The following is a 13,679-nucleotide window of genomic DNA, read 5'->3' on the forward strand; positions in this document are numbered from 1 at the left end:
AAGTATTAAATTTCATAATTAGTGAATTGTTAGTTTCGAATTAATGTTTGAATTTTGTGTTTAGTGGTTCATTTTTCATTTAATTTGTTTCTGTTTGATTTATGTGAGTATTTATTAGTTTTAAGTTGTTTACATGTTCTACACTTTGTGTTTGTTTTACGGTTTTAATAGTTACATTTTTTAAAGTAATGTCTTCTATCGGGTACTTCTCGTCGCCTTTGGCAAGTATGCCGTATTTACCACCGTTTTCTACCGTAATGTTTTCTAGATTTATATTTTTTACTCTCGGATAGTTTGTGCCAGATTGGTTTTTGTAAATGCCGTAGAATAGGTTTATTTTTATAACAGCTTCTTTAACTTGGCCTACGGTAACATTTCTAACGAAAACGTTTTCGACAAAACCGCCGCGTTTAGAATTGGTTTTAATACGTATAGCACGGTCTAAATTAGGGCTGTCCATTTCGCAATTTTCTACAAACACGTTTCTAACACCCGCAGAGATTTCGCTGCCCATAACTACACCGCCATGGCCATCTATCATTTTACAGTTTTGTACTAGAATGTTTTCACTTACTATGCCTACGCGTCTGCCTTCATCGTTTCTACCAGATTTTATAGCGATACAGTCATCACCTGTATTAAACACGCAATTTCTTATAATTACATTTTTAGAATATTCTGGATCGCAACCGTCGTTATTTGGGCCGTGGCTTTCTACCGTAACACCATCAACAATAATATTGTTCGATTTTAAAGGGTGAATAACCCAAAATGGCGCATTAATTATTTTAACGTCTTTAATAAGAATATTTTCGCACTCTAAAGGTTCAATAAACGTTGGTCTTAAATAATGTCCGTTGCCAAATACTCGTTCTTCAATAGGTGTGTTGTTTTCGGCCATTTCGGCTAAACGATCTCTACCTTCAGGTAAGTGCTGCGATGGTGCTCCAGGCTTATGCCCGTAACTATCTTTACCACACCAAGGCCACCAGTTGCTATTACTAGCGTTACCATTTAAAGTTCCAGAACCTGTTATCGCTATATTTTTTTTGCCTTTAGCATAAATTAAAGGTGAATAATTCATCAATTCGTTACCTTCAAAAGAGGTGTGAACTAGCGGATAATAATCGTTGGCATTGTCGCTGAATACAATTTCGCTTCCTGTTTCTAAATGAAGATTTACATTATCGTCTAAATGAATAGGTCCCGAATTAAAAACACCTTTTGGAACTATAACTTGACCACCACCTTGTTTTGTACATGCTGCAATAGCATCTGCAAAAGCTTTCGTGTCTGGTTTATTGTCGTTTGCAATAGCCCCAAAATCTGTAATAGTATAAGTTTTCGATTGAAATTTCGGAGGCGTAACTGTTTTTGTTAAGTGCTCAGCTTGACTCCAAGGGTCGGATAAAGTTTTTTCAGATTGTGAAAAAACAGTTAATGAGGTAAAAAATACCATTGAAGCCGATAAATAAATTGTTAATTTTTTATTGGTATAATTAGCAATTTGACCTGAAAACCCCTTTGTTATTAGCACTTTGTTAAAGATTTGTTATAAAATTAAATGTAATCGATTACACGAAACTAAACATTTAGTATTAAAAAACAAATTTATTTTAAAAAAAAGTGGTAAATATGTAATTAGATGTGTTTTTTTTGGTAAAATGAAAACTTTATCACCTTAAAATTATATATTTAACAATTGGATGTCGATTTTAGGGAATTAACATAGCTTTAGCACAGGGTTTATGTAATCGATAACATCACATTTTTAAAAATAAATTAACTAACTATATTCTTTTTATTGTTAACCTTGCATAATGAACGAAAAAATAACCATCTATGACATTGCCAAAAGATTGAAAATTACGGCAGCAACCGTGTCTAGAGCCTTAAATAACAACCCTAAAATTAGTGAAGCAACACGTCTTTTAGTCTTAAAAACGGCCAAAGAGATGAATTATAAGCAAAATAAAGTCGCTTTGGCTTTAAAGAGCGGAAAGAGTAATAATGTAGGGGTTATAGTGCCTTATATTAATAGAAATTTCTTCTCGTCTATTATTAGAGGGATTGAAGAAGAGCTTTATCCTAAAGGCTATCATGTTATTATTTGTCAAACACATGAAGAGGAGCAAAAGGAAATTAAGACGATAGATAATTTATTGAATGCTCAAGTAGATGGTGTATTAATGTCGGTGTCTAAACAAACAACAACGTCCGAACATTTTGAGCGGGTTTTAGAAAAGCATATTCCATTAGTGTTTTTTGATAGACGTGCCCAATTAAAAGGAGTAAGTAGTGTAACGATTGATGATTACCAAGGCGGATTTGATGCTACAAAACATTTAATAGATCAGGGGTGTTCGCGTATAGCGCATATTTGTGGCGATTTGAAATTAGAGATATACCGAGATCGTTTTGAAGGGTATAAAGCTGCCTTAAAACAAGCTGGTATTGCTTACAATGAGGATTATGTTATACAGACCAAGAGTGATACCGAATCCGGGCATTTTGCAGCTCAGGAATTGTTAAAATTAGACAAATTACCAGATGCTGTGTTTTCGTCGAGCGACCATACCGCTTTAGGCGTGATTCAGAAATTTAAAGAACATGGCATAAAAATCCCCAAAGACATTTGTGTAGTTGGGTTTAGTAACGAACCCTTTACTAAATTTATGGAGTTGACCATAAGTTCGGTAGATCAATGTACTATGGAAATGGGTAGGGTAGCTGCTCGTGTGTTTCTAGAGCAAGTAAAAAACCCTAAAATAAAAATTGAGAAGAAAGTAGAACTTACTCCTCAATTATTAGTTAGGGAATCTTCTGTAAAAGTTAACGATACTACAAAGAAACTCCGCGTTTCCAAGGGATAAAATCGCTTTGGTTTAATGCCATGGCTTTGGTTTGTACTTCGCCGCTAGCCACTTTTATAATGTGTTCTAGCATAGTATCTCCCATTTCTTCAATAGATTTTTCGCCACGTATAACAGCTCCTGTATCAATATCTATAATATCTGGCATTTTTTCTGCCAATTCGGAGTTAGACGCTACTTTAATAATTGGTGTTACAGGGTTTCCTGTAGGTGTGCCCAATCCTGTTGTAAATAATATAACATTTGCCCCAGATCCAGCCATTGCAGTTGTGCTTTCTACATCGTTACCCGGAGTACATAATAAGTTTAAACCTGGTTTGTGAATGTATTCGCCGTAATCTAAAACGTCTACTACTGGCGAAGAACCTCCTTTTTTGGCAGCTCCAGCCGATTTCATTGCGTCTGTTATTAAACCGTCTTTAATATTACCCGGAGACGGGTTCATGTCGAAACCAGAACCTGCATCGACAACCGATTTTTCGTAAGCTTTCATCAGTTGTAAAAACTTTTTACCGTCGTCTTCATTTACACAACGATTTACAAGTTCTTGTTCTACACCGCAAAGTTCTGGGAATTCCGAAAGTATTGCTGTACCTCCAATAGCTGCTAATATATCCGATACGCGACCTAAAGTTGGATTGGCAGAAATTCCTGAAAACCCATCAGAACCACCGCATTCCAGTCCTACTTTCAATTTAGAAATTGGCGCTGGTTTTCTTTCAATATTATTGGCGGCTTTTATGCCTTCGTAAGAGTCTTTAATAATACCCTTTAACATATCGTCTACCGTACCAGATTGTTGTTGTTCGTATATTACTATAGGTTTTTTATTATCCGGGTTTATTTCGGCTAAAGCATCTTTAAAAATCTGTATTTGTAAGTTTTGGCAGCCTAAACTTAAAACAGTAGCACCGGCTACGTTTGGATTGTTTACATACCCTGCCAAGAGTTTAGCTAATAGCTCGGAATCTTGTCTGATACCACCACAACCACCTTGATGTGTAATGAATTTTACATCGATATTTTTAAATACCCGGGTATCTTCAACTTCTTCAGGCACTTCTTGTCCGGAGTCGCTTACCAGCGAACGTAGTAATAAACGGTGCTTGTTAATGTTTTTGTGTAATAATTCGTTTTCAAAAACATCTTTTAAGACTTCAATATTTCGGTTTTCGCAAAATACTAAAGGAAAGAATAACCATACGTTTGCGGTACCTACTTGGCCGTCTTCTCTATGGTAACCCATAAAAGTTCTATCTTTCCACTTGTCTATGTTCGGGGCATTCCAACCCAAGGTTTCTGTTTTACCAGTAACTTTAGCACTTTGGTGTTTTACATTTTCGGTGGTTAACACTTCGCCTTTTTCTATAATTTCAGACGCTTTGCCTACTAAAACCCCGTACATTATAATTTCGTCTCCTACGTTCAAGTGCTGTAGGGCGATTTTATGTTTTGCTTTTGTGTCTTTAGTGGCAACGTATGCTGCGTTGTCTAAGGTTAATTGTTCTCCAGCCGTAATATTAGTAAGTGCTACTGCGACATTATCATCTGCATGTACTTTTATTATTTTGTTTTGCATGGTGGTACCTTGTAAAAGGATTAAAATTGTTTACTAAAATTGTTAAATCCAACTTCTGTGCCATTGTCGTCTATTTCTTTAAGTGCAACAGCTATGGCATTAGTAAATTGGTCTATTGTTGTTAAATCTTCACCCCAAAACGATGTGTTAGATAAAATAGCTTGAGCAGTGGCTTGATAATCGTTTAAAGCCCAAGCGTCTTGAAATGTTTTTACAATTTCTGCATCATCATTTATTGGTAAAGCCTCGCCTTGCCATGTACCTTTATAAAAACGAATTAAACTCGCAAAAGAAAACATGAGGCGTGTTGGTAGTTTGTCGTTAATTTTAATGTAATCTAACAAACTTGGTAGTACGCGTACTTTAAATTTAGAAATTGAGTTTAAAGCAATACTAGAAAGCATGTGTTTTATGAACGGATTTCTAAAACGATCGAAAACATCTAAACCGAATTGTTTCAGTTCGTCTTTATCCATATCTAAAGTTGGGATAATTTCTTCGAAAACGGTGTCTTTTATAAATTTCCCTGTAAAGCTATCGTCTACAGATTCTTTCACGGTTTCCTTGCCAGACAATAAACAAAACGGTACCATAGCTGTATGCGCACCGTTTAAGATTTTAACCTTACGGGTTCTGTACGGTTGCATATTGTCTACAATAAGTACGTTTAAGTCGGTTTTATCAAAAGGTAGTTTTTGCTTTAAAGCATCGTCTCCTTCAATAACCCATAAAAAGAAAGTTTCCGCAGTAACAATTAAGTTGTCTTTATAATCTAATTTGCTATTGTAGTCTGCGATTTCGTCTTTAGGATATCCTGGTACAATGCGGTCTACCAATGTGCTATGGAAAGTAGAGTGGTTTAATAACCAAGATTTGAAATCTTCACCTAATTGCCATAAATCGATATATTTTAAGATGATTTCTTTTAAGGTTTCTGAATTATGATTGATAAGTTCGCACGGAATTATAGTTAAACCTTTTGAAGCATCTCCATTAAAATGTTTGAAGCGTTCATGTAACAAAACAGTAAGTTTTGCTGGAAAACTAGTAGGCGGTTGCATGTCTGGAGTATCCGATTCTACAAAAGCAATTCCTGCTTCGGTAGTGTTCGATATCACAAATTCTAAAGCTTCTTCTTTGGCCAGGTTTAAATAGTCTTGAAAGCTTTTATACGGATCTACAGACTGTACTAAATTGGTAATAAGCTCTTGCTCCTGAGTTTCTTTACCGTTTTTTATACCCTTCATAAAAAGGGTGTATAAGCCGTCTTGATCGTTTAACATAGAAACCAAACCACGATCTATAGGTTGCACTACGGCAATTCCTGCGTTTAAATTGGCTTTTTTGTTAAGTTCTTGGAAAGCATAATCTACAAATGCACGAAGAAAGTTTCCTTCTCCAAACTGAATCACTTTGATTGGTAAGGTATTGCCGGCATCAACATTAGTTCTATTTAGCGGCTGGGTGTTGTTTTGAGTTAAAGACATAATTAGTAATTTTTAAAGGTTGAATACTCTCGGTAGCCAAAGGGTTAAGTCAGGGAAATAGGTAACAAGGAACAGGGCAAAAATCATGGCCAAGAATAGGGGTAATAATGGTTTTACCACTTTCTCTATAGAGGTCTGTGCCACACCAACACCAACAAAGAGCACGGAGCCCACGGGCGGCGTACATAAACCAATACACAGGTTAAGTACCATAATAATCCCAAAATGAACAGGGTCCATGCCCAAAGCTGTTACCACAGGTAAAAAGATTGGGGTGAATATAAGTACTGCAGGTGTCATGTCCATAAAGATCCCTACAAATAGCAGTATTAAGTTAATGATTAACAGAATTACAATTTTATTGTCACTGATGCCCAATAAGACATCGCTAATGCTCTGCGGAATGTTCTCGAAGGACATCACCCAGGACATACTCATGGAAGCCCCGATAAGCAGCATAACCACAGCGGTAGTTGCCGAGGAATCCAATAAAATTTGAGGTAAGGATTGAAAATTGATTTCCTTGTAAACGAAGCCCAGGATAAGGGTGTACAGTACAGCTATGGCCGAAGCTTCGGTAGCGGTAAAAATACCGGTAACAATACCTCCAATTACAATAACCAACAATAATAAACTAGGAAATGCATCGATAAAGGTTTTAAACACCTCTTTTAAGTTACTGCGCTTTCCAACTTTGTATTTTTTCTTTTTCGCCCAGAACGAAGCCACAAGCATTAAAAACAATCCTGTTAAAATACCAGGTACATAACCAGCCAAGAATAAGGCCGCAATCGACACGCCCCCACTGGCCAATGAATATACGATCAATACATTACTTGGCGGTATAACGAGTCCTGTTGTTGCCGAGGTAATGTTTACGGCAGCTCCAAACTCTTTAGAGTAACCTTCTTTTTCCATTTCCGGGCCTAAAATACTTCCCATAGCCGAAGCCGAAGCCATGGCTGAGCCTGCAATGGCTCCCATAAGCATGGCGGCAATAACATTAATAAGTGCCAGACCTCCAGGTAAAGATCCTACAAGGGTTTTGGCAAAGGCTATAAGCCGGTGGGCAATGCCCCCTTTGTTCATGAGCTGTCCCGAGAGCACAAAAAACGGAATGGCCAATAAGGCAAAACTATCCAATCCTGCTCCAATACGCTGGGCAACGGTTGTAAATGCTGGCATGGCTGGGATGCTCACCAGCATGGTTAATAACGATGATATGGTAATGCTCCAGGCTACTGGCGTTCCTATAGCTAATAAGCCAACAAAGCTCAGTACTAAAACAAATATTGGTATGTATTCCATAAGTTAGTTAATGTAGTTTTAATTTGAGTGTTTAGTTTGTAGTATATCGTCTATTTTATAATAGATAATCAGTAGGCCGGTTAACGGGATTACAAAATACACGACAGAAAGTGGTATTTGTAGGGCTGGTGAATGTTGTCCTAAGATATAGGTTATGTATACCAACCTAAATCCGCCAATAACCAAGGCGCAAAGTGCAAATAATATAATGAGCAACAGCACAAACACCTTTAATTTTTTTTGTGTTGCTGGTTTTAGCTTGGGCGTAATAATATCTATGGCCACATGCATGTTTTTACCCGATACATATGCGGCACCGAGCAGCCCTACCCAAATCATAAGGTACCTGGCCAATTCGTCGGTAAACGAGCTTGGGGTACCAATAATATAGCGCGTAAATACTTGCCATAATACATTAATTACCATTACGGCCATAATAATAACCAGGGCGCTACCAAGGATTTTGTCTATTTTTTCTCTAATGGTCATAATTATTTGGTGTCTTGGATATTTTTAATCAGTTCGGCCATTTTTGGATCGGCTTTATAAGCGTCGTAAATGTTCTGTACTTTATCTGCAAACAGGGTTTTGTCTGGATGGATGATCTTTACGCCATTCTTTTGAACCTCTTCCAAGGCTTCGGCTTCGGCCTCGGCCCAAAGTTTACGCTGGTAAGGTACCGAACGGTTGGCGGCTTCCTGCACCCACTGTTGTTCCTGCTCGCTTAAACGTTCCCAAAACGGTGTGCCTACTACCAGAACATCTGGAAGTACGGTATGCTCGTCTAACGAATAGTATTTACACACTTCGTAATGTCTGGAGAGGTAGAAACTTGGTGGATTGTTCTCTGCACCATCTACCACGCCCTGTTGTAACGAGGTGTAAAGTTCTCCCCAGGAAATAGGTGTTGGCGATCCGCCTAAAGAACGTATCATTTCCATAGCGGTGATACTTTCCATAACACGGATTTTTAGGCCTTTTAAATCTTCTGGGGTCTCGATAGGCTTGTCTTTAGTGTAAAAACTACGGCTACCGGCATCGTAATAAGCAAGGCCTTTTAGCCAGAACTTAGTACCTTCGTTCAGCAGTTCTTTTCCAATTGGGCCATCTAATACTTTAAAGGAATGTTCGCGGTCCCGAAACATAAACGGAAGTCCAAACACTTTTAATTTTGGAGCAAAGTTTTCCAGCACCCCTACCGAAACTTTGGTCATATCCAAACTCCCGATTTGGAGCAGTTCCAGATTTTCGCGTTCTGAACCTAATTGCTGGTTGGGATAAATCTCGAGTTGGAGTTTGCCTCCTGAAATCTCCTTTAAGTCTTCACCCATTTTAAGCATGGCCTTATGTACCGAATGGTTGATGTCCAGGCCATGAGCCAATTTGATGGTTTTTGTTTGGGATAGTTGTCCACAACCAAAAACCAACAGGCTTAAACAGCATAATAGTAATGTGCGTTGTATCATTCCCATTAGTTGTTTTTTATGGTGTTAATAAGTGCCAGGGCATTGGCTACCTGTTGTGTTAGTGCACTGAAATCTTTATTGGAGATAATGTCTTTGGTAATCAGTTTAGAGCCCATTCCTACGCAGGTAACCCCTGCATTGAACCACTGGCTGATGCTTTCCTGGGTTGGAGAGACGCCTCCTGTTGGCATAATGCTGGTCCATGGGCAAGGTGCTTTTATGGCCTTAACAAAGTCGGCGCCGTAAGTTCCGCCAGGGAATAGCTTTACGATCTCGCATCCCAATTCTTCGGCACGGGCTATTTCACCTAAAGTAGCACAACCTGGAGACCAAAGGACTTTACGGCGGTTGCACACTAGGGCAATATCTTCGCGCAATACTGGGGTAACTATAAAGTGTGCACCCATTTGCATGTACAGCGAAGCTGCAGCGGCATCGGTTACAGAGCCTACGCCTAGCATGAGGTCCGGGCATTCGCTACTGCAGAATTTTGCCAGTTGGGCAAAGGTCTCGTGGGCAAAAGCACCTCGGGCCGTAAACTCAAATAAACGGGCGCCACCATCGTAACAGGCTTTAACCACTTGTTGTAAAAGTGTAATATCGCTATGATAAAATAAAGGTACCAAACCTGTAGCTTCCATTTGTTGGGCGACTTCTATTCTAGAAAATGTTTTCATGATGTGTATATTATCGGCTAACGCGACCAGAAAGATCGCCTTGCATTAAGTTTTCGACTTCTTGTTTAGAGACTAAGTTAACATCGCCATAAACGGTATGTTTAAGGCTGGATGCCGCCACGGCAAATTCCAATGCTTTGGCATCGTCGTAAGTATTTAAACCGTAAATTAAGGCTCCCATAAAACTATCGCCAGCACCTATACGGTCTACAATATGTGTGATATCGTAAGTGGTAGATTGGTGCATGGTTTGGCCGTCGTACAATACGGCAGACCATTTATTGTGCGAGGCACTGATGCTCTCTCTGTGGGTAATGGCTATTTTTTTTGCTTTTGGAAAACGGGTCATAAGCTTTTCGGACAGCGACTGTTGTAGTTCTGTCTGGGTACCGCCTTCTGGAATGATATTAAAATATTTATCTGAAGCGTAATCGCCAGCAAGAATAACATCGCATAGCGCGACCATGTGTTCCATAATGTCGCTTGGCGATTTGCCGTAGTTCCACAAATTAGCACGATAGTTGAAATCTGTGGAAATTGTGAGTCCTAATTTTGCTGCGGCATGTATAGCTTCCAGGCACACATCGGCAGCATCTTGGGATACCCCGGGAGTAATACCGGACCAATGGAACCAATTGGCGTCTTTAAAGACTGCTTCCCAATCGATCATGCCAGTCTTAAGGGTTGAAAACGAAGAATGTGTACGGTCGTAAACAATTTTGCTACCGCGCATAGAGGCACCGTTTTCTAAAAAATAGATCCCCATACGTTCGCCACCACGGGCAATAGCACTTGTGCCCACATTGTATTTGTTCATTTGCATAATGGCACTATCGCCAATATCGTTTTGCGGCAATCTGGTAATAAAGTCTACAGGCAAACCAAAGTTTACGATGCTGGTAAGCACGTTAAGTTCGCTGCCCCCATAATCGGCATTAAAGTTATTTACCTGAGAAAACTTTAAACAATCTTGGGTAGAAAGTCTTAATAATACTTCGCCTAATCCTACTACTTTTTTCAATGTTATTGGGTATTAGTTAGTGTGATTTAATTTATTTTGAAGGAAAATTAAAATAGTCTTTAGCATTGTAGTAAGAAATGCCTTGAACCATTTTTCCTATCCATTCCATATCGTTTGGTAATTCGCCTTTTTCGATTTCTTCACCAAAAAGATTACATACTATACGGCGGAAATATTCGTGCCTTGGAAACGACATAAAACTTCTAGAGTCTGTTAGCATACCAATAAAACAACTAATAAGTCCCATATTAGAAAGTGCGTTTAGCTGTTTTGTCATGCCGTCTTTTTGATCTAAAAACCACCAGCCAGAACCAAATTGCACTTTACCTTTTACGCTACCGTCGTTAAAGTTACCAATCATAGTCGCTAGAACTTCGTTATCGGCAGGATTCAGGTTATAAAGTATAGTTTTTGCTAGTTTATCTTTAGTGTCTAAAGTGTTTAAGAATTTCGATAAGTTTTCGGCTTGCGAAAAATCGCCAATAGAATCCCATCCTGTATCTGGACCTAATTGGGTTAACATTCTAGCGTTGTTATTGCGTAATGCCCCTAAGTGAAACTGTTGAACCCAACCAAATTCGTGATAAGTTTCCGCTAAAAATAGTAATAAAGCAGTTTGGAATTTTAAGGATTCTAATTGAGAAATAGCTTCCTTATTTCTGCGTTTAGCAAAAATGGTTTTGATTTCTGCTTCTGTAAAATTAACAAAAGGAATGGCGTTTAAACCATGGTCTGATAATTTACAGCCGTTATCGTTAAAATAAGAAATCCTGTTTTTTAAAGCGTCGCAAAGTGCGTCGTAGGTTTTAATTTCCGAATTTGTTACCTTCTCTAAAGCATCTATATAATCGTTATACGATTCGGTATCGATAAAAATGGCCTTGTCCGGTCTAAACGAAGTACTCATGTACGTCTTCTTGTTTTCATTCTTGGCATATTGCTGATGAAACTCGAGAGTATCTAGAGGGTCTTCGGTGGTGCAAACTACTTCAACATTCATTTTGTTTAAAATGTTCTGGCAGCTGTAAGCATCGGTTTTTAAAATGTCTGATGCCGTTTTATAGATTTCTGGAGCTGTTTTTTCGTTTAATAAAGTATCTATGTTATAGTAACGTAAAAGCTCTAAATGTGTCCAGTGATACAGTGGATTACGCATGGTATAGGGTACCGTTTTACCCCATTGTAAAAACTTTTCTTCGTCTGAAGCACTTCCTGTAATAAAGGTTTCGTTTACACCTAAAGTACGCATGGCTCGCCATTTGTAATGGTCGCCGTGAATCCAGATTTGCGAAATATTATCGAAAGATCTGTTGTTGGCAATGTCTTGCGGAGGTAAGTGGCAATGGTAATCTATAATAGGTAAAGAACTGGCGTAATTGTGGTACAGTTCTTCTGCATATTTATTTTGCAGTAAAAAATTGTCGTTAATAAACGTCTTAGGTGCGCTCATGAGTGGTAATTAATTTTCGTTACTAGGTTTACCAATGGTTGCAAGTATACCACCATCGACATATATAATTTGGCCGTTTACAAAATTACTAGCTTCGGAAGCTAAAAAAACAGCAGTCCCTTGAAGATCTTCTGGGTTTCCCCAACGTCCGGCTGGGGTTCTGCCTACTATAAAATCGTTAAATGGATGACCGTCTACTCGAATAGGAGCAGTTTGCGAGGTCGCAAAATATCCAGGGCCAATACCGTTAACCTGTATGTTGTGTTTAGCCCATTCTGTGGCTAAATTTCTGGTTAACATTTTTAAACCACCTTTGGCTGCAGCATAAGCCGAAACGGTATTACGGCCTAACTCACTCATCATAGAACAGATGTTTATTATTTTACCACCTCCATTTTTTATCATGCTTCTGCCAACAAGTTGCGACATGATAAATGCTCCGGTTAAGTCTACATCAAGTACGCGTCTAAATTCCGAAATTTCCATGTCTTCTGCAGGTACGCGTTTTATTATACCAGCATTATTTACAAGAATGTCTATTTGCCCTTCGTTAGTTTCAATTTCTGCAACTTTTTCTGCTGCAATTTTTTCATCGGTAACATCAAAAATGTAACCAGCGGCTTCAAAACCTTTAGATTTATAATGAGCTAAGGCCTCCTCTAGCTTAGATGGAGTGGTGCTCGTAATAACCAGTTTAGCACCAGCTTGTGCCAATCCTTCGGCCATAGCCATACCAAGGCCATGTGTTCCGCCTGTAACTAAGGCGGTTTTATGTTTTAAATTGAATAAAGTCATTTTGTTATTTTAATTCGTTAGGTGGACAAACATCCATGTCGCCATAATCTAAATTTTCTCCTGCCATACCCCAAATAAATGAATAGTTAGACGTTCCTGAGCCCGAATGTATAGACCATTCTGGCGATAACACAGCTTGTTTGTTTTTCATGAAAATATGTCGTGTGTTATCTGTTTCTCCCATAAAGTGGGCGATGGTCTGGCTTTCGTCTAAATCGAAATAAAAGTAAGCTTCCATTCTACGGTTGTGTGTGTGTGCCGGCATGGTGTTCCAAACATTTCCTGGTAATAACTCTGTTAAGCCCATTTGTAATTGGCAGGTTTCAACAATACTATTTACAATAAGTTTGTTAAGAATACGCTTGTTGGCTAGTTTTTCTTCGCCAAGTTCTATAACTTCTGCATCTGCTTTTCCTACTTTTTTTGTTGGAAATTGCTTGTGGGCTGGCGCCGAATTGATATAAAATAAAGCCTGACCTCCTGGCTTGCTTTCAAAAACAACTTCCTTATTGCCTTGTCCAACGTATAGAGCTTCTTTTTTATTAAGTTCGTAAGTTGTACCGTCTACAGTTACAATTCCAGGGTCGCCAACACTAACAATACCCAATTCTCTGCGGTCTAAGAAATGTTCTGATTTAAGATAAGGGATAGTTTCTAGTGTTAAAGCTTTAGAACTAGGCATGATACCACCAACAATATATCTATCGTACATAGAATAGGTAAGTTGTATGGTATCTTCTTGAAAAAGATTTTCAATTAAAAAATGTTCGCGTAATTCGGTGGTTGAATATTTTTGTGCATCTTTAGGGTGAGATGCGTATCTGAAATTGTAATGAGTCATTCTTTTTTATTTTATGTAATCGATTACACAAATATATGTTTTTTATTTTAATATTGACAACCAATGTTAGAATTGTGTAAAATTTGTTGTGTTTTTTTGATTTTTTCGCTAAAAATCACCTTTTAAATTGTGTAAATTAACAACTGGGGCGTAGATTATACAATAGTAGCTGTGTGAGATTT

Annotated in this window: 12 protein-coding genes; 1 reads left to right on the forward strand and 11 read right to left on the reverse strand. The window is 38.3% G+C overall.

Annotated elements, in window-relative coordinates:
- Positions 1 to 79: 79 nt before the first annotated feature.
- Positions 80 to 1,537 carry a glycoside hydrolase family 28 protein gene (locus ACR9EA_RS00220; RefSeq protein ID WP_435135879.1) on the reverse strand — a complete coding sequence of 486 codons (1,458 nt, stop codon included), beginning with the start codon at positions 1,535 to 1,537 and terminating at the stop codon, positions 80 to 82.
- Positions 1,538 to 1,820: 283 nt separating this feature from the next.
- Between ACR9EA_RS00220 and ACR9EA_RS00225 the strand changes: the two genes are divergently transcribed.
- On the forward strand, positions 1,821 to 2,873 hold the full coding sequence (locus ACR9EA_RS00225; protein WP_435135881.1) for a LacI family DNA-binding transcriptional regulator: 1,053 nt from the start codon (positions 1,821 to 1,823) through the stop codon (positions 2,871 to 2,873).
- Here ACR9EA_RS00225 and ACR9EA_RS00230 read toward each other — a convergent pair.
- From ACR9EA_RS00230 to kduI, 10 genes are read right to left on the reverse strand one after another with little or no spacing between them, the layout of a single operon-like run.
- Positions 2,842 to 4,452, reverse strand: a complete 1,611-nt coding sequence (locus ACR9EA_RS00230; RefSeq protein ID WP_435135883.1) for a UxaA family hydrolase — start codon at positions 4,450 to 4,452, stop codon at positions 2,842 to 2,844. The genes ACR9EA_RS00225 and ACR9EA_RS00230 overlap by 32 nt on opposite strands.
- 20 nt (positions 4,453 to 4,472) lie before the next feature.
- Positions 4,473 to 5,939 (reverse strand): tagaturonate reductase, encoded by a 1,467-nt coding sequence (locus ACR9EA_RS00235; protein WP_435135885.1) that lies wholly within the window; start codon positions 5,937 to 5,939, stop codon positions 4,473 to 4,475.
- Positions 5,940 to 5,951: 12 nt separating this feature from the next.
- Positions 5,952 to 7,247 (reverse strand): TRAP transporter large permease, encoded by a 1,296-nt coding sequence (locus tag ACR9EA_RS00240; protein ID WP_435135887.1) that lies wholly within the window; start codon positions 7,245 to 7,247, stop codon positions 5,952 to 5,954.
- Between the two features lie 18 nt (positions 7,248 to 7,265).
- Complete coding sequence (locus ACR9EA_RS00245) at positions 7,266 to 7,736, reverse strand: TRAP transporter small permease (RefSeq protein WP_435135888.1); 471 nt, start codon at positions 7,734 to 7,736, stop codon at positions 7,266 to 7,268.
- 2 nt (positions 7,737 to 7,738) lie between these two features.
- On the reverse strand, positions 7,739 to 8,719 hold the full coding sequence (locus ACR9EA_RS00250) for a TRAP transporter substrate-binding protein (protein ID WP_435135890.1): 981 nt from the start codon (positions 8,717 to 8,719) through the stop codon (positions 7,739 to 7,741).
- On the reverse strand, positions 8,719 to 9,390 hold the full coding sequence (locus ACR9EA_RS00255; protein WP_435135892.1) for a bifunctional 4-hydroxy-2-oxoglutarate aldolase/2-dehydro-3-deoxy-phosphogluconate aldolase: 672 nt from the start codon (positions 9,388 to 9,390) through the stop codon (positions 8,719 to 8,721). The genes ACR9EA_RS00250 and ACR9EA_RS00255 overlap by 1 nt, the downstream gene beginning before the upstream one ends.
- A 10-nt stretch (positions 9,391 to 9,400) precedes the next feature.
- The gene (locus tag ACR9EA_RS00260) at positions 9,401 to 10,411 is read right to left on the reverse strand and encodes a PfkB family carbohydrate kinase (protein ID WP_435135894.1); all 1,011 of its coding nucleotides are present in this window, start codon (positions 10,409 to 10,411) and stop codon (positions 9,401 to 9,403) included.
- Between the two features lie 31 nt (positions 10,412 to 10,442).
- Positions 10,443 to 11,861, reverse strand: a complete 1,419-nt coding sequence (gene uxaC, locus ACR9EA_RS00265; protein ID WP_435135896.1) for a glucuronate isomerase — start codon at positions 11,859 to 11,861, stop codon at positions 10,443 to 10,445.
- A gap of 9 nt (positions 11,862 to 11,870) precedes the next feature.
- Entirely contained in the window at positions 11,871 to 12,656 is a 786-nt protein-coding gene (locus ACR9EA_RS00270) for a gluconate 5-dehydrogenase (RefSeq protein WP_435135898.1), read from the reverse strand.
- A gap of 4 nt (positions 12,657 to 12,660) precedes the next feature.
- The gene (gene kduI, locus ACR9EA_RS00275) at positions 12,661 to 13,497 is read right to left on the reverse strand and encodes a 5-dehydro-4-deoxy-D-glucuronate isomerase (protein ID WP_435135900.1); all 837 of its coding nucleotides are present in this window, start codon (positions 13,495 to 13,497) and stop codon (positions 12,661 to 12,663) included.
- Positions 13,498 to 13,679: the final 182 nt, after the last annotated feature.

Source organism: Formosa sp. A9, from assembly GCF_051200825.1.
In the GTDB taxonomy this organism is placed as follows: Bacteria; Bacteroidota; Bacteroidia; order Flavobacteriales; family Flavobacteriaceae; genus Formosa.

Excerpts from the sequence above, each read along its gene's own strand:
- ACR9EA_RS00225 (WP_435135881.1), top strand. The coding sequence starts at position 1,821 with ATGAACGAAAAAATAACCATCTATGACATTGCCAAAAGATTGAAAATT.
- ACR9EA_RS00230 (WP_435135883.1), bottom strand. The coding sequence starts at position 4,452 with ATGCAAAACAAAATAATAAAAGTACATGCAGATGATAATGTCGCAGTA.
- ACR9EA_RS00235 (WP_435135885.1), bottom strand. The coding sequence starts at position 5,939 with ATGTCTTTAACTCAAAACAACACCCAGCCGCTAAATAGAACTAATGTT.
- ACR9EA_RS00240 (WP_435135887.1), bottom strand. The coding sequence starts at position 7,247 with ATGGAATACATACCAATATTTGTTTTAGTACTGAGCTTTGTTGGCTTA.
- ACR9EA_RS00245 (WP_435135888.1), bottom strand. The coding sequence starts at position 7,736 with ATGACCATTAGAGAAAAAATAGACAAAATCCTTGGTAGCGCCCTGGTT.
- ACR9EA_RS00250 (WP_435135890.1), bottom strand. The coding sequence starts at position 8,719 with ATGGGAATGATACAACGCACATTACTATTATGCTGTTTAAGCCTGTTG.
- ACR9EA_RS00255 (WP_435135892.1), bottom strand. The coding sequence starts at position 9,390 with ATGAAAACATTTTCTAGAATAGAAGTCGCCCAACAAATGGAAGCTACA.
- uxaC (WP_435135896.1), bottom strand. The coding sequence starts at position 11,861 with ATGAGCGCACCTAAGACGTTTATTAACGACAATTTTTTACTGCAAAAT.
- ACR9EA_RS00270 (WP_435135898.1), bottom strand. The coding sequence starts at position 12,656 with ATGACTTTATTCAATTTAAAACATAAAACCGCCTTAGTTACAGGCGGA.
- kduI (WP_435135900.1), bottom strand. The coding sequence starts at position 13,497 with ATGACTCATTACAATTTCAGATACGCATCTCACCCTAAAGATGCACAA.